Origin of the sequence: Hymenobacter sp. YC55 (genome assembly GCF_029433095.1) — a bacterium.
In the GTDB taxonomy this organism is placed as follows: domain Bacteria; phylum Bacteroidota; class Bacteroidia; order Cytophagales; family Hymenobacteraceae; genus Hymenobacter.
In genome coordinates, this window is the sequence record NZ_JARNTX010000001.1 from 2893228 (window position 1) to 2909838 (window position 16611).

The following is a 16611-nucleotide window of genomic DNA, read 5'->3' on the forward strand; positions in this document are numbered from 1 at the left end:
GCAGGTAAGTTCTTCAGACTAGCTGAAAACGATGTCTAAACCTTCGGTTTTAAAACAGCTCGTCTTTGGCGGGCGCCTTGTAGGGCTGCGGGGTGGCGTTGGATTTGGGGAGGCCGAAGAAGAAGTATAACGTGCGTTTCGCGGGGCCGCTGACGTGGTTTAACTCGCTGTTGGGGCCTAGGTTTTTGGTATTAGAGTCGATGTTGAGGGCCAGTTTGGTGCCGAGCGGCGGAATAGTTTCCAGGAAAGACAGGTTGCCGACGGGCAGCGTCGGGTAGGGTTTCACGCCGGATAAGCCATAGAAATCGAAGAGGCGCACGAACAAGCCTTTGTCAGGGCTGGCTACCAGGAACTTGCCTTCCACGGTGTTCATTTCCATCCAGGTGATGTCGGCGAAGTAGCCTTTGAACTCGGGATAAATCCAGGGGGCAGCGCCGGTTTGGGTGTTGTTGTAGGCGTTTTCCCACACACTTTCGCCCACGCCCTGCATGCGGTTTTTCCAGACGCGGTACGGGCCTTTGCCGAGCCACTTCGCGCCGAGCACGTAGTTTTCGGGATAGGTGAAGCTGATGCCGGTAAAGGGCAAGTCGCCGCTCACGGCGTACTCGTAGTCGAGGCGCAGCCAGCCGTTGCCGTCCATCTTCCAGCGCACCGATTTCAGGTCGCCTTGGTAAGTCATTTCCACTACTTCGCCATCGGGCTCGGTGCGGCGTTTCAGGCCGGTGAAGGTGGCGTTGCCGCTCACTAGCACGGGGCCTTTGCCGAAGCTGAGTTTGTCGCCGCTGTTGCCTTTCACATCCTGGATTTCGCCGGTTTTCTTGTTGAAGCTAACCGTGATTCCGGCGGCTTGCAGGGTGAGGGTGCTGTCGGTTTCGGTGGCGGCTACGGCTGGTTGCTTTTCCGCGCCGGGCAGGATGTTGCGGAGCAGGCGGGTGTTGTCACTGGTTTTCCAGGTCCATTTGTACACCAGGTTCTTCTGCGGGTCGAAGGCCGAGAGCACCAGGGCGTCGTAGTCTTGCCAGTTTTTAGGCAATTTGAGCTTCACCTCGCCCCGGCCGAGTGGCGCTACTTTCGGCGAGATGGCGCGGCTTTTCTGCATGGTAGTTGAGCCGGTGAAAACTTCGCCGGGCTGGCGGTAGTTCACCAACTCCCACTGGAAAAAGCACTCGTTGAGGTTGTTGTAGTGGTAGCGGTTTTCTACCGGAATGGTGCCCTTGAACTTGGCGGGCAGCTCCTTCATGTCAATCTTGATGGGTGAGAAAATTTCCCGCAGAGCGTAGAAGCTCCCCTCCTTCTCGCGGTGCGGACCTACCACGCCGTCGGGCGCATTCACGCCGTTCACGTCGATGATGTTGTTCTGGTCGGTGCGCACGATGCCTTCATCCACCAGCGCCCACAGGAAGCCCCCACCGGAGCGTTGCGACTTCCAGTGCAGGTCCCAAAAGTCGGCCAGGCCCACGGCAGCGCCACCGTCGTCCTGCGCGTGCAGAAACTCGGTGGGCATGTAAATGAGCGAATCGGCGAGGATTTTTTGGGTGCTGTAGTAGTTCTCGTAGTGGTTGCAGTCGATGCCGTTGAAGGCATTGCCAGGGCGGTGGTGGGCGTGGATAACGGGGCGGTTCGAGAGGTCGTAGCGGCCGTAGTCGTCATCCAATTCTTTGTTGGTGCCGCCTTCGTTGCCGTTGCTCCAGAAGATGATGCTCGGGTGGTTGACGTCTTTTATCACCATTTCGCGCACCAGCTTCTCCCCTACTTTGGTGCCGTACGCTTTCTGCCAGCCGGCTAGCTCGTCGAGCACATACAGGCCGAGCGAGTCGCAGAGGTCCAGGAACTTGGCGTCGGGTGGGTAGTGCGACATGCGCACGGCGTTCATGTTCATTTCCTTGATGAGCTTCACGTCCATCAAGTGAATGGAGTCGTTGAGGGTGCGGGCCGTTTCGGGCCACCAGCTGTGCCGGTTGATGCCCTTCATCTTCACCTGCGTGCCATTCACGTAGATGCCCTTGCCGCGCCGGATTTCGATGGTGCGAAACCCGAACTTCTCGGTGGTTTGGTAGAGCGTCTGGCCACCCGCTTCCAGGCGGATGTTGGTGCGGTACATGTTCGGCTTCTCGGAGTTCCAGAGCAGCGGCTTGCTAACCGTAGTGCTGAGTTTCACCAGCGTATCGTTGGCGGCGGCGCGGCCTTGGGCAGTGCCGACCACCTTGCCTTGGGCGTCCAGAATATCGGCCTTCACGTCGGTGGCTTGGCGCAAACCTTTGAGGGCGACATTCACGGCAAACGAGCCATCGGCGCGGGCATTGATGGCGGTGTGCGGAATGAACTGCTTGGGATACGCCTCCAGATACACCGGCCGGAAGATGCCGCCAAACACCCAATAGTCGGCGAGCCGCTCAGCGTTGTTCACGGTCGGCTCCGCCGACATCTTGCTTACGGTTACTTCCAGCAGGTTGTCCTGCCCATACTTCAGCTTGTCGGTGAGGTCGTACTTGAAGCGGTAGAAGGCGCCTTGGTGAATGGGGCCGGCCAGTTGGCCGTTCACCTTCACCTCGGTATCGGTCATCGAGCCCTCAAACACGATGAATATCTCTTGCCCTTGCCAGGCGGCGGGCACCTTGAACTGGTGCTTGTACTGCCCTTTCTCGTCGGCGAAGCGGAAGTTTTTGCCGTAGGTTTTGTAGTCGCGGCCGTAGTTGTAGCTGCCAAACCCCTGCTGCTCCCAACTCGAAGGCACCTGAATGGTAGTCCAGGCGCCGCTACGGCGGCCACCGGTGCAGTAAAAGTCCCACGTAGCGGTGTGCGTGTTGTCGGTGCCGGAGAGGTACTGCACCTGCTTGCGGACTGGTGCTTGCGCCGCCGCATCGCCACCCCAAAACAACGCCGCACAGGCCAGCCAAGACAGTAGATTGGTCTTCATAGAAGATGATTCAAGGAAGTCGAGGAGTTCATAATCGTCCCAACTTACCATGGAATTTTTCTATCAGTAACCTGTAGTATCCTGCTTGTACCGACAATAGGATACCAGCGCACCATTTGGCTTTAGCTGAACACGTTTCGGTATCAGCCAGATACTCCCCAACCCAAAGCACTTCGCAGATGCTCTATTCTTCTATGCTGAAAGTGAAGTTTAACTTAAGCGCAGGCTACGCATAGCTCATGCTACCGCAAGCAGCACCCGGGCTATCTAGCTGAACACTCGCTCACTATTTACGCTACCTTGGTGGCCCCGACAGTTACAATCGTAGTCACTTTCTCGGTCGTTTATGCACCATACGCTACTGCTTTGCCTTGGGCTACTACTGGCTATCTGCTTGCTTTTTAGTTTGAGCCAGCGCCTACGCGTCCCTTATCCTATTCTGCTGGTACTGGCAGGGCTAGCCATCAGCTTCATCCCCGGCCTGCCCTTGTTAGAGGTTAAACCAGACCTCATCTTCCTGATTTTTCTGCCGCCGCTTCTCTACGAAGCTGCCTGGTTCACTTCCTGGAAGGACTTTTGGAAATGGCGCCGCATCATCAGCTTTCTGGCCTTTGGCTTGGTGTTCCTTACGTCCGGTATTGTGGCGTACGTTTCATGGGCCGTGATTCCGGGCTTCACGTTGGCGTTGGGTTTTCTATTAGGCGGCATCGTGTCGCCACCCGATGCGTTGGCAGCAACCTCTGTTATGCGTGATATGTCGCTACCGAGGCGCATTACTGCTATTCTGGAAGGGGAAAGTATGGTGAATGACGCTTCCAGCTTGATCGTGTTTCGGTTTGCCTTAGCGGCGGTATTGTCGGGCACGTTTGTGTGGCAGCAGGTGGCGGGCAGTTTTCTGCTCGTCACGCTGCTTGGTATTGCCGTTGGCCTAGCCGTAGGATTGGTGTTCTATACCATTCACCGCTGGCTGCCTACTACGCCTAGCATCCACACCGTTCTGACGCTGGTTACCCCTTATGTGATGTACGTAACGGCCGAAACGTGGCACGTTTCGGGCGTGATGGCGGTGGTGAGCGGGGGCCTGTTTATGTCGTACCATAGCTCGCGCATCTTCTCGCCCATCAACCGGCGGCAGGGTATCAGCACCTGGACCACCGTTGGTTTCGTGTTGAACGGGGCCGTATTTATGCTCATTGGGCTGGAATTGCCCGTCATCACGGGTGCCCTAGGAGGCTATTCCAAACTCGAGGCTGTTGGCTACGGCTTGCTGATTAGCGCGGTAGTAATTATCACGCGCCTTGTTGTTGGCTTGTTGGGCTCTCCTTTCAGCCATTGGATTAGCCGCTTCATTGAAGTCAGTGACGCCAATCCGGGCTGGCGCGGCCCCCTTGTTGTGGCCTATGCGGGCATGCGCGGGGTGGTGTCACTGGCGGCCGCTTTGTCTATTCCGCTGGTGGGTACCAACGGGCAGCCGTTTCCGGAGCGCAACCTGATACTGTTCATCACCTTCGTCGTGATTTTGGTTACGCTGGTCGGTCAAGGCCTTACGCTGCCGCTGCTCATTCGCTGGATTGGGGTCGAGGACCGTGACAACCTGCGCCCCGAACACGAGCAGCGCAACGCCGCCCGCCATCATCTTACCACTGTGGCCCTAAGCCGATTGCGCACCCTCTATCACCCCCACCAGAGCAGCCACAACGGCTTACTTGACACGCTGCAAAAGAAGCTAGAGAAAGATCTTTACCTGATTACGCACCAGATGCAGCCGGTAGACCACCCCCACATCGAACGCCAGGTAACCGAATACCAGCACATCTACACCGATTTGTTGCACGCCCAACGCGAGGAACTGCGCAGGCTCCGCGGACAGGAAGAGTACAACGACGAGCTAATTCGCCACTTAGAGGCCCAACTGGACCTGGAGGAGGAAAAGCTGACGCTGTTTGTTGAAGCACAGCATCAGCCAACGCCTCAAACCTTGCACGAGCAGCAACACAACACGTAACGGATTCACCACGAACCTAGTCGGCACACAAAAGCCGCATCCACAACAAGGCAGGCTAATGCTGCTTTCCTTGTTGTGGATGCGGCTTTATTTATCGGGGGCTGCCGCCTTACTTCTTGCCTTTCGCCATTTCCATTTCTATGCTGGCCATGATGAACGGGCCAACGCCTTTGAAGTCGTTCTTTTTGATGGGCTCACTCAGGTAATACTCGTACGACCCGTCGCGGTACGGGTCGCCGCCGAGGCCGCCGACGCTGACGGTGCCGTTCAGGGCCAGCAGGCCGTTGGGTTCAGTGGCTACGAACTCTTTTACGATGCCCTGGTAGCCTTTTTGGGCGGGCGCGGCAAACTTCTTGTCGAGGTAGCCCATGCGCACACCTTTGGCCAGCGCGTACACAAACATGCAGGAGCCCGAGGTTTCGATGTAGTTGCCCTTGCGGTTGGCTTGATCAGTGACCTGCCACCAGCCGCCGGTTTTGGGGTCTTGGTACTTCACCAGCACGGGCGCCAGGCGCTGCAAATTCTTGATGAGCTGGCCGCGTTGCGGGTGGTCTTTCGGGAAATAGTCGAGCACATCCACCAGGGCCATGGCGTACCAGCCGATGCCGCGGCTCCAGAAGTTGGGCGAAAGGCCGGTGGTTTTGTTGGCCCATTTCTGCTCCCGGCTTTCATCGTAGCCGTGGTAGAGCAGGCCGGTTTTGGGGTCTACGAGGTGTTTTTCCACCTGCGCAAATTGCTGGGCTACGTGGTCGAAGCCGGCGGGCTCGTTGAACAGTTTGCTGTACTCGGCCGAAAACGGCTCGGCCATGTACAGGCCATCCAGCCAGATTTGGTAGGGGTAGCGCTTCTTGTGCCAATAGCCGCCTTCCTTGGTGGTGGGCTGGTCCTGCAACTGCTTGTGCAGCAGCTCGGCGGCGTGCTGATACTTCGCTTTATCAAGGCCGGGCTGCTGCATGAGCGTGAGCAGCACGCGGCCCGCGTTGATGTTGTCGAGGTTGTAGTCGGCCATCTTGAAATACTGGATGGACCCGTCGGCGGGCAGCGAGTAGTCCATCGTTTTCACGATGTAGTCGAGGTACTTTTTGTCGCCAGTACGCTGCCACACCCGCTCAATCGACTTCAGCATCAGCCCGTGCTCGTAGCCCCAACGAGCGGCCTTGTTGCGGCTGGCCGGCACCGAATCGGGATAGAGCTGCATAAACGAGTCGGCCATTTGCTGCGACAATGGCAACGCAGTTTTGGGTTTGTTCTGTGCATACAAGCCGGAGCTAAAGGCTACCAAAACCACCAGCAAGCAGAAACGCAGTAATGTGTTCAACTTCATAAGATTCATCATGGATTCAACGGTCCAATAGTACGCTGGCAACCACCCGACAGCTTGTAGCTTTTTAACTGGATTCAGTAGGAAACTAGCAGAATCTGCTAGCAACTGCAGTTTTGGTTTTCTACGACCTATCTGAAAAAAGCCCACCCGTCATGCTGAGCGCAGCCGAAGCATCTCGCTAGTGTAGTAAACCCTTTTGTCGGTTCAACGAGTCAAGCGAGATGCTTCGACTCCGCTCAGCATGACAGGTAGTTTGACAACGTCAGCACGCGAGATGCTTCGACAAGCTCAGCATGACGGTCGATTTTATTGGGTGTTAGCGCTTGGACATTGTTACGGCCTTCTTCTTTACATTCTCACCTAGCTCTAGCGACTGCTTGGCCTTGGAGGCGTCGGTGTTGAGCAAGCGGACGTTCTTGGCTTTTTCGGCGCCCGATACGCGCAGGAGCGTGGTGGCGCCCGGGGCGTATTTGATGTTGTCGAGGGTGATGTTCTGGCTGTTGTGCACTTCCATGACGGGGTCGGTGCTGGTGGGCAGCAGGGTCACGGTTTTCAGGCTGATATTGTCGGCTTCGATGCACACGAGGCCTTTGTCGCTTTGCAGTACGGCATTTTCGATACTGATGTCCTTGATGGCCATTTCAGGTAGGCCGCGCACCATGATGCCGGTTTTGGCGCCGTTGCAGGTCACGTTGCGAATCTGGATTTTGCGAAACTGCGGCGTGCCCTCATCCACCGGTTTAGCCGGCGATACGGGGCGCTCCTTGGAGCCAGCTACCTGCGGCGTTGGGTCCTTGATCATATAGTACATGTCGAACAAGATGGCCTCGCCGGGAATGTCTTTCATGTCGATGTCCTGAATAAAGATGTTTTCCACCACGCCGCCCCGGCCGCGCGTGGTTTTGAAGCGCAGCCCGATGTCGGTGCCAATCATGGTAATGTTGCTCACGTACAGGTTGCGCGCCCCGCCCGACATTTCGCTGCCAATCACGAAGCCGCCGTGGCCGCGGTACACCTTGCAGTTGCGAATGATAAAGTTCTCAGTGGGCATGGCGCGCTTACGTCCCTGCTCGTTGCGGCCCGACTTAATGCAAATAGCATCGTCGCCGGCGCTGAACGTGCAGCCTTCCACAATGCCGTTTTTGCAGGATTCCAGATCCAAGGCGTCGGTGTTGGGCGTGTAGGGCCCGTTGAGCACGTTGATGTTGCGCACGATGACGTCTTCGCTGCGCATGGGGTGCACGGTCCAGGCCGGGGAATTTTGGAACGTGACGCCTTCAAAGAGCAGCCGCTTGCACTGGTCGAGCACCAGGAAATCGGGCCGCAGATAGTCCTTGATTTCCTCAAAGTCCTTGATTTCCGACTTCTCTTCGGTAAGCACGCCGGCTTCCTTCACGGTGGTACCTTTCAGGCTTTGGGCCGAAGGGTACCACCGGTCCTGCTTTTCGTTGAGAAAGCCGCCCGATGCCACCAGTTGCTTCCACTCACCTTCCGTGGAGCGGCCTTTCTGCACCATCCACCACGCTTCGCCGGCCCCGTCGAGGATGCCGCCGCCGGTTATGGCTACGTTTTCCAGGTTCCGGCCGTAAATCAGCGCTTGATTGCGCACCGCGTCGAGGCCTTCCCAATTGGTTTTGTGGAGCTTATAGTCACTACGCTTATTGCTGAACTGTACGAGGGCCCCAGTTGCCACGTGCAGGTTCACATTGCTGCGCATTTCAATTGGGCCGGTTAGCCACTGCCCACGCGGCACCAGCACCACCCCGCCGCCTTTCTGGCTGCATTCGTCTATGGCTTTTTGAAAGGCCGCGGTGTTTGAGGTTACGGCATCGGCTACCGCGCCGTACTTGGCAATGGAAAACGTATCGGCGCGAAAAGCGGTGGTCTTGACTGCCGGCAAAGCGGACTGCTGAGCCGCAGCCAAGCCAGGAAGTGCGAGTAAGGAAAGGAAAGCGAAGGATTTTATCATACTACTAGGTGGAAACAGAAGGATTATCGAGCCTAAAGCTATAATCCGAATCAAAGAGCTAAGGCCGGATGCTAGAAAGCTAATTGGTCCGTGGTTGATCAATTGTTGCACATTTCGCTCCTGCCCTGCTGACGCAGGAATCAATTGGCGTACTGGTATTTTATCAAACTCTATGTGTCATGCTGAGCTTGCCGAAGCATCTCGCGTGCTGACGTTGCTAAAGTAACGGTCATGCTGAGCGGAGCCGGAGACGCAGTCGAAGCATCTCGCTCGACTCGTTGCACTGCTAAGAGGGTTTACTACACTAGCGAGATGCTTCGGCTCCGCTCAGCATGACCGTTGTTATGGATGATTCGGGGGTAATTAACCACCCCTAGCCCTTACTCACCTGAGGCTGCATTCCGCTTATGGCATTTTGCTCAGGCCTTCCCATTTCACTTTCCAGCCGGTTTTGGGGATGCCGGGGTTTTCTTCTTTACAGCCGTCGTAGCCGGCGCACATGAGGGCCACGGCGGAAAGCAGGCCACCGTTGCCGGGCAGGTAGATGGGAAGGCGGTCTTCCTGATAGTTGTGGCCGTTGGGCAGGTAAGTGTTCTTTTGCACCTTCATCAGCAGGGCGTCCACGGCTTTGTCGGGCATGCCGAGGCGGGTGGCGGTCATGGCGGTCATGGGGAAGTCCCAGCCCCAGGTTTTGTCCCAGCTCCAGTCTTTCCAAACCAGGTCGAAGGTGCGGCGCATGGTGGCCGGGTCCACTTGGCCGGTGGCCGGCATCATGCCCAACGCGCCTAGTACCGAGGGGTGGTCGGTTTTAAATTCGGGGTTGGTGTAAGAATCGGGGGCGCTTTCGGTGGCCAGGTACACGCCGCCAGCCTGCGGCAGCTTCGAGAGCTTTTGCAGTACGGCATCCCACTTCGGGTTGCGCGGCTGCCCTTGCCGAATGCGCCATTGCTGCGCCGTGTTCAGGGCCCAGTTCCAGTACACTAGTTCGAAAGTGGGGTTAAACGTTTCCTCGGCTTTGAAACGCTCCTGCGCCGGAATCACACCTTTGCCGAGGATATACCGGTCTTTGCTTTTCTCATAAAACGGAAAGGACGCCATGAAATCGGCGGTGGCCGCTACCCGGTCTTGGTACAGCTTCAAGGTCGCCGGATTGGGGTGGGCGCGGTAACTTTCCTCGGCGAAATAGATGAAGTGGGGTTGCTGCCAAATCAAAAACGCCCCCACCGATGAGGGCCCTTCCTGCCCCCAGGGGTCGGTCATTTTCTGCCAGCGTACGCCATCGTAGCCTTGGCGCTGCGCGATGCCGCGGGCCACGCTCTGTACGTCGGGGCGGGCATACCAGACCAGGCTTTGCTCCAGCAACTCGGGGCGGCCCCACAAGGCAAAGTGCGCTGAGTGCCACCAATGCATTTCCAGGTGCGGGCGGCCGTACCAGCTATTGAGCACCAAGCCCGTTTCCTGCGGCGGCTGCGAACCGGCGCCTTGCAGCTTGGTTAGGTACTGCGACAACACGATACGCCGTTCAAGCTCCTTAGCCCGTGGGTCGGTGCTGCCGCTGAAATCCACAGCTCCGCCGCTCTTCCAAAACGTCGGCCACTGCTGCTGACTGTTGGTACGCGTGGCAGTAAATGTAGCCGCTTCGGCAGGCCGCGGCGAAAAGCGGCAGCCGAATTCCAGCACCGCTCCTTGCTTGCCCGGTGTGAGGATAAATTCGTGCGCCTGCCCGGCGGCTAGCGTGGCGGGTTGCTGCCAACTTAGCGCCACTGTGTACTTGGTGGTATCAAGTTGGTGCGTGAGCAGAGCCGCGCCTTTTTTCGATTCAATGATGCTGGAGTTGTGCTGGTCGGTGTGGGTGTAATCGGTGCCCATGTCGGCCCAGCCTGCAGTGGGCCACGGGAAGCGCAACGCCACTTTCAGCTGCCCGGTTTGCAGCAACTTGGATTCTACGCGAGCCGCTACGGCATCCTGCTGCTGGTGTCCCACCGTTACCACGTCCACCGGTATGCCTTCCAGCGTGAAATGGCTTTTGATTTCGCCGGTCCAGGGGTTGAGGGTTTGCCGAATGTTGCGCAGGTCTTTAATGGTGGCCGGCTTCCCGCTCTTTTTCACCAGCACAAATCCTAGGTTGCCCAACTGCAACCGGTGCGGGTTTGCCCGCAGAAAATCTACGGCTTCCTTGTTGCCGGCCGTTTTCACTTGTACCGAGTAGCTGACTTTGCGGCCGTTCAGGTCATAGTCGCGCAGGCTTTGCTCGAACTTGTACCCTTCCTTGTTCGGAAAGCTGTGCCACCCCCACTCCGACTGCGTCCCCAGCGGTACACCCTTTTCATAGTACGTTGGGAAGGTCTGCAAACCCGTCACGTCGGCAGTGAAAGCAAACCTCCCATTCCCCACCGACAGCGACGACAGTGTGTCGGTATTGGTAAGTACTACCGTGTGGCGCTCCACCAGCGCCTTCCGGTCGATGGGTGTTTTTTGCGCCATCAATGGCTGAATGGTGGCAAGTAGCAACAGGCCTGAAAGCAGTTGGGGGCGAGGTGGCATAGATGGAAGTTTCAACGACATTAAGTTCTCGTACTGCGCAAATTGAGGCATAGAATTTTCTGCAACGTGACTTAGGCTAGTTCCCCTCAGCTGTTGTTGCGCATTTAGCAAGGAGCGGTTAGAGGTGGTTGACGAACACATGAATAACAATGATTGACCGTCATGCTGAGCGCAACCGAAGCATCTCGCTCGAATCGTTGCACTGCTAAGAGGGTGTACCACACTAGCGAGATGCTTCGGCTGCGCTCAGCATGACGGTCGAGGTGAACAACGGTTATTCAACTACTTCTAGCTCCATCTTGCCAGATGCGCAACAGCAGCTGAGGGGAACTGACTCTTTAGTCTTGGCTTGTGGTTTTGATATAGCGGCCAACATGATTATTCGCGTACCAGCGTCACACTCATCAGCCCAATTACCACGTCGTTGGAAAGGGCTTTTAAGGTGAGGCTTTTGAGCTTCTTTTTGGGGTTGAGAGGCAGGTCGAGCACGTTGGCGGCACCCCCGTCGATGGCGCGGGTGCTGAAGCCTTTGATGCTGGTGTACTGTTTGAAGTCACGGGTGATGAGGCCGGTTTTGAGGTGCACGCGAAAGGGCTTGGGCGCCCCGGTGGTGAAGGCAAAATCGTCCTGCAAATAGTCTTGCTCGATGGGTGCCCAATTGTCGGGGTTGCGCAGCAGCAGTGTTTCGGTGGATTTGTCGGTGTAGGTAACCACTACTTCGCCATTGATGAGTTGGCTTTGCATGGGGTTGGTAGAACCCGCCATGAGTAGGTAGGCGTGGGAAGCTTTACCGCGGAGCGGCACGGTGGCCTGCTCGGCGTAGTTGTCCCACTGCGACACAAACAGAATGTTCTTCTCCCCGGCCGTGCCTGGCGTGCGCAGGGGCACACCCCACGGCAACTTGATTTCGTTGCGGGCGCCGGCTAGCTGGCGCAGACCAGCATCGTCGATAGTGGCTTGCGTGAGCGGGTAGCACCAGTTGCCGATGCCCTGCGTGGGGAGCTGTAAGGTGGGGCCAGCGGGGCGGGGCGAAAGGTATTTGTTTTGGAAAATCTGCGTCACTTTATCGTTGAAGTACGAAGACAGGTTTACGGTTTCGTAGCGGGTGTTGGCGGTGGTGGGCGAGGCGCTGCCATTCCAGTCCATCAGCATGGACGAAATGCGCTGACCTTGCCCCCACTCCACTCGTACTGCATTGCTGCCAACTACGGTATTGGCAACAGGCACCTGCACTTCAGCGGACACCGCGTTGGCGGGTACTTCCACGGTAGTTTCCAAGGCGTTCTGGCCGGCATTGACCGCCACTTTCGCGCTTATGACCTCACCAGTATGGTTCTGCAACCGAAAACGCAGTCCGCCCGCCGATTCTTTCACGGGCACGATGCTAACGGCCGTCTTTACGTCGATTGGCAAGGGCGCCCACCAGGATAAGTTGCCCTGCTGGAGCTGCACAAAGGCCGTGCGGCTGCCTAACTCGCCTCCTACTTGCGCCGTCAGGGTCGTCTGATTGGGTTTGGCACCACCAAGAATCTGCTGCGGGTCGAATACTTTCGTGACGGTAGCGTGTGGAAAACGAAGCGCCAGGGCGGAGCCAGGAGCATAGGCTGGAGCCAGCGTAACGGCATCCGGCGCATCGCCTTGCCACCGAATCTGCACCACATACTTCGCGGCTGGCTCGCTGTTGATTTCGATGACGGGTTGACCCACGGCTTCCGCTACGCTCTTCCACGGCACCGGCTGGCCGTTCACCGTTACGGCTGCAACTGCGGCGCGGGCCTGCACTTGTAGGCGCAGCTTCAAGGGCTTGGCGAAGGTGGGCGTGATGGTGTACACGTCCTGTTGACCGTTGCGGCGGAAATCAAACGCCACGTCGGGAACAGATAGCGCGGCTTCATTCCAAGCAGCCGGCAAGCCAGGGCGAACGGTGAGCACGCCCTCCAGCGCGTTAGGTACAATACCGAACAAGCCTTCCACCAACGAGCGGGAGGCCATGCCCACAGGGTCGGCAAAGTCGCGGTACAGTTCGCCGCGGTGCGCATCGTAGAAGGACACCTGCTGGAAGTTACCGGGGCTCGAGCCTAAGTACATGCTTTCCAGCAACGCACTTTTCCAAAGCTTGAATGCCTCTTCAGTACGGCCACCCTGCCAATTGGCCAACGTGGTGTGCAGCACTTCCGCCATGGCTACATTGTTGATTGACCAGTCGTAGGGCTGCCAGTTGGTGGTCGAGAGCAGGTAGTAGCCTTCATCGGGCAGGCCCGCGGCTCGGACGGGAATGTGCGGTAGCTCGGCGTCCACATAGCGCAGCGCCTGGTAGGCCTGAAAGGCATCGGGCACCTGCGAATCGAGGGCGTGGTAGACGGTCCAGAGGCCGGCGGCGGGGTGCAGTTGCTTGAGGCCGAGGGCATCCTTGTATTCAGCGTACCAGCCTTTGGCGGGCATCCAGAGTCGCTGATCAACGGCTTGTTTGATGCGGGTGGCCTCCTGTTGGTACGGTGCGGGGTTTTCGCCGATGCGCTGCGCTAGCTCTGCCGTCAGTAGGTTGGCCAGGTAGTTATACGCTGATGAATGCGTGACGGCACCGCCGCTGTATTGAAGGGCATCGGAGGCCCAAATGGCGGCGTAGGCGTCGTAGAGGCCGTCGTTGTCTTGGTCGAAGTTGCGCTTTTCCCAAGCCAGATGCCGTTGCAGCACCGGGAACATTTCTTTGGCAAAGGCCAGGTCACCGGTCCAGTTGAAATGCCGCAGCAGCTCGTCGATGAACACTAAGTTCATGTCGTAGTGGTGGGGCCGGAAGTCGCCGCCGGGGTTGCGGCTGATGTAGCCGCTGCTGAATACCGATGTGCCTAGCTTCTCTTGGTGGCGCGCTAGGTGCAGGGCCGTATCCATCACCACCGGGCCCGTTTCGGGGCTGGTCAACTGCGACTTAGCGTAGGCGCGAAAGTGCGTTTGGGCCCGATCGTGCCAGCCGAGCGGGTCGGCGGTGTAGGCGCCGCGCCAGCCGTTGAGGGGCATGCGCCAGGCTATAGCGCCGTGCATAAAGCCAGGGTCTTGCCAAATGGCATCGGCCGCAATACCAAGCGCTCCGCCCACCGTATTAATGTACGGATCGGGCGTACTGACCTTGATGCGACCTGCCAGTTTCTGCCGGGCGGCTTCGGCCTGTTCTAGGGCTTTCGGCAAATCAGCATAACGCAGGGCGGCCCCCTGTTGCGGAATCTGCACCGCGAAATACAGCGGCTCCCCTGCCTTCACTTTCAGGGTGCCCGCTAGTGCGGGCGCAGTAGAACCCTTGGAAGCAGCAAACTGCGTCGGCGACTCTTGCTGCGTGGCGTCGGCAACGTGTAGCGTAGCGCCGGGCGGCACCACGCCTATCAGGCTTTTTTGGTCAACTCGGGCTACTGCTTCGCCTTCTTTCTTTTTGGCCGCTACGCCGTAGGTGAGCGTGAAGGCGTTGCGTTGGAACTGAAAGGCATTGCCTTGGCAGTACTCCGGCTTCAGGTAAAAGCTGGACTCCGGGTCGGCCCCTATGTCGCCGTCGCGGCTGAACTTCTTGCCCGTAACGCCGCCGAAGGCCCACAACAGTTGTACTTGCCCCGCGGGTACATCTGTGAACTGCGCCCGCACCAGCATACCTTCGGCCGCGGCCATGGCTTGCACTTCTAGTTGCAGCTTGCCTTTGCCTAGCAGCGGGTCAGAAATTTCGTAGAGCATGGCGCCCGGCCGATAGCGGGCCACGATGTTGTCGGCGGTGATAAGCCACTTGCTGCGCCCGTCGGTGCTCAGCAGCCCAAATTTCAGGTTGCCGCCCATGCCCGGTAAGTACAGCGCAAACTCCGGCAGGTCGCCGGTTTCCACCCGGAAGGCGGTGTTGGTGCCGTAGAGAGCTCGGGTGAAGCGCTTGGTGCCGTTTCGGATTACGAAGTCGGTGCCGTCGGGCTGATAGCGGAGGGCGCGCTGCTGGCCGTGCCAAAGCGGCAACTCAGGTGCAACAGGCGCTTCCGACTGTGCCAGTGCGTCCCAACCTATCAGAGTTCCAACCCCTAGCAATGCTGACGCCAGCAGGCGGCGAATTTGCCGGGAGCCACGAAGACGTTCAACAAAGTTGCTTTTCACCGGCAGTGCTTTAGTGTTCAAGTACATACACGTAGCTCGTAAGCCCGATTCTCCCAGACAACGCGTCCGTGAAAACCGAGCTTACGGTATTCCCTTCAAACTCAAGCGCAAACGCTTTGCGCTCATATTCAGCTTTTCAAGTTGGCTGCCCAGCTAAGAAAAGCAGGCACAATTCGATGCGCTACCTCTCTGATGCCTAGTAGCCAGGATTCTGGTCGTACAAACCAGGTGCAGACGACATTTCATACTGCGGCACCGCGTAGATAATGCTGTTGGCCGTGATGTTGCGGGTAATTTTTTGGGCTACGTCCTCCTTCGCAATCCAAGTATTCATTACGTCTAGTACCAAGCCCGAGCGCACCAAGTCGTGCCAGCGCAGGCCTTCCCCCACAAACTCGCGGCGCCGCTCTTCCATGAGCTGGGGCAGCGTGATGCTGGTGATGGCAGGCTGGCCAGCCCGGGTGCGCACCTGATTAACCAGCGCCACGGCATTGGCTTGTGTACCACCTACATTGCCACGCAGGATGCACTCGGCTTTCATGAGCAGAATGTCGGCGTAGCGCATCACAATAAAGTTAATGGGCCAGTCGGTGCCCCCGGTGCTGCGGCCCGCAGCGCTGATGTACTTCTTGAGTACGGCTCGGTTTTCTACCACCCCGGCCTGTGTGTAGCCCTGCTGGATGCTGAACGTTTTGCGGGCATCAGTGCTGGCGTAGGAATTAACTAAATCCGTGGAAACAGGCTTGTTCTCGATGCCCCGAGAGTCGAAAGGAATACCCAGGAAGGTGAAAAAGTTCTGGGCTACCATCACGCCGGGGTGCGTAGCGCCGTTGCCCACGATGTACTGCACATCAAACAGCACTTCCGAGTTGTTTTCGTTGGTGTACGAGAAGACGTTTGGGTAGCTGGGCACCAGCGAATACGTAGCCGTATTGGTGCGGTTGATAACTTCATCTAGCAGCGCCGCCGCCTTGTCGTACTCGTTTAGACCCAGGCCAGGACCCTCAATGCCATAAGTTGGGCCAGAGCGCGTCAGATAGACCAGCGCGAGCAGGCCCTTGGCGGCACCAGTGGTAGCCCGGCCCACGTTGGTGCCCGTGTAGCTGGTGGCCAGGTTGTCTTTGGCAAATTCCAGATCCTTGATGATCAGGTCGTACACTTCGGCTACCGGAGCCCGCGGAATTTTCAGTATTTCCTGCGGAATTAGCGCCTTATCCACGACAGGTACTTTTCCGAACATGCGCACCAAGTCGAAATAATGGAAAGCCCGCAGGAACCGCGCCTCGGCTTCGTACTGATTGCGCAGCGCCTCGCCGCCCACCACAGCACCATTGAGTGCAAGCTGATCGAGGAAAGTGTTGGCCCGGAAAATAGCCCCGAAGTCTGAGGCCCAAGTATCGGCCAAATACGGGTTGCCCGCCAGCGTGGGATTGAAGTTGTTGATGGCATCCCAGTCGCGCACGCCTTGGCTGCTCACGCCGTAGATGTTGTCGGATCGAAGCTCCGACATAATCAGGATGCGGTCGGGGTAGCCCCGCAGTTGATTGTACGTTGCGTTTAGGGCCTGCTCGAAATCGGCGGCGGTTCTATAGAAATCGGGTACTGAACCGTTGGAAATCGGGGTGAGATTCAAATCTTCTTCACAGCTACCCAGCGTGAGCATGCAGGCCGAGAGCAGAAGGAAACATATATTTTTCATGGGAATATCGAAGAGAAGCAAGGAAGGAGAAATAAGG

General features: G+C 57.6%; 7 protein-coding genes. 1 reads left to right on the plus strand and 6 read right to left on the minus strand.

Annotated elements, in window-relative coordinates; translation table 11 throughout:
• Positions 1 to 49: 49 nt before the first annotated feature.
• Positions 50 to 2917, minus strand: a complete 2868-nt coding sequence (locus tag P1X16_RS12060) for a glycoside hydrolase family 2 TIM barrel-domain containing protein (protein WP_277229129.1) — start codon at positions 2915 to 2917, stop codon at positions 50 to 52.
• A 346-nt stretch (positions 2918 to 3263) separates the two neighbouring features.
• Between P1X16_RS12060 and P1X16_RS12065 the strand changes: the two genes are divergently transcribed.
• The gene (locus P1X16_RS12065; RefSeq protein WP_277229131.1) at positions 3264 to 4922 is read left to right on the plus strand and encodes a Na+/H+ antiporter; all 1659 of its coding nucleotides are present in this window, start codon (positions 3264 to 3266) and stop codon (positions 4920 to 4922) included.
• Positions 4923 to 5031: 109 nt separating this feature from the next.
• On the opposite strand, the gene P1X16_RS12070 is transcribed toward P1X16_RS12065, so the two are convergent.
• The 5 genes from P1X16_RS12070 to P1X16_RS12090 all read right to left on the minus strand — a co-directional run bounded on the left by P1X16_RS12070 (position 5032) and on the right by P1X16_RS12090 (position 16574).
• Entirely contained in the window at positions 5032 to 6246 is a 1215-nt protein-coding gene (locus tag P1X16_RS12070; RefSeq protein ID WP_346771245.1) for a glycoside hydrolase family 88 protein, read from the minus strand.
• 316 nt (positions 6247 to 6562) lie between these two features.
• The gene (locus P1X16_RS12075) at positions 6563 to 8215 is read right to left on the minus strand and encodes a glycoside hydrolase family 28 protein (protein ID WP_277229134.1); all 1653 of its coding nucleotides are present in this window, start codon (positions 8213 to 8215) and stop codon (positions 6563 to 6565) included.
• A 405-nt stretch (positions 8216 to 8620) separates the two neighbouring features.
• Positions 8621 to 10759, minus strand: a complete 2139-nt coding sequence (locus tag P1X16_RS12080) for a hypothetical protein (RefSeq protein ID WP_277229136.1) — start codon at positions 10757 to 10759, stop codon at positions 8621 to 8623.
• 378 nt (positions 10760 to 11137) lie between these two features.
• On the minus strand, positions 11138 to 14902 hold the full coding sequence (locus P1X16_RS12085; protein ID WP_277229138.1) for a DUF4450 domain-containing protein: 3765 nt from the start codon (positions 14900 to 14902) through the stop codon (positions 11138 to 11140).
• 169 nt (positions 14903 to 15071) lie between these two features.
• The gene (locus P1X16_RS12090; RefSeq protein WP_277229141.1) at positions 15072 to 16574 is read right to left on the minus strand and encodes a RagB/SusD family nutrient uptake outer membrane protein; all 1503 of its coding nucleotides are present in this window, start codon (positions 16572 to 16574) and stop codon (positions 15072 to 15074) included.
• Between the last annotated feature and the right edge of the window lie 37 nt (positions 16575 to 16611).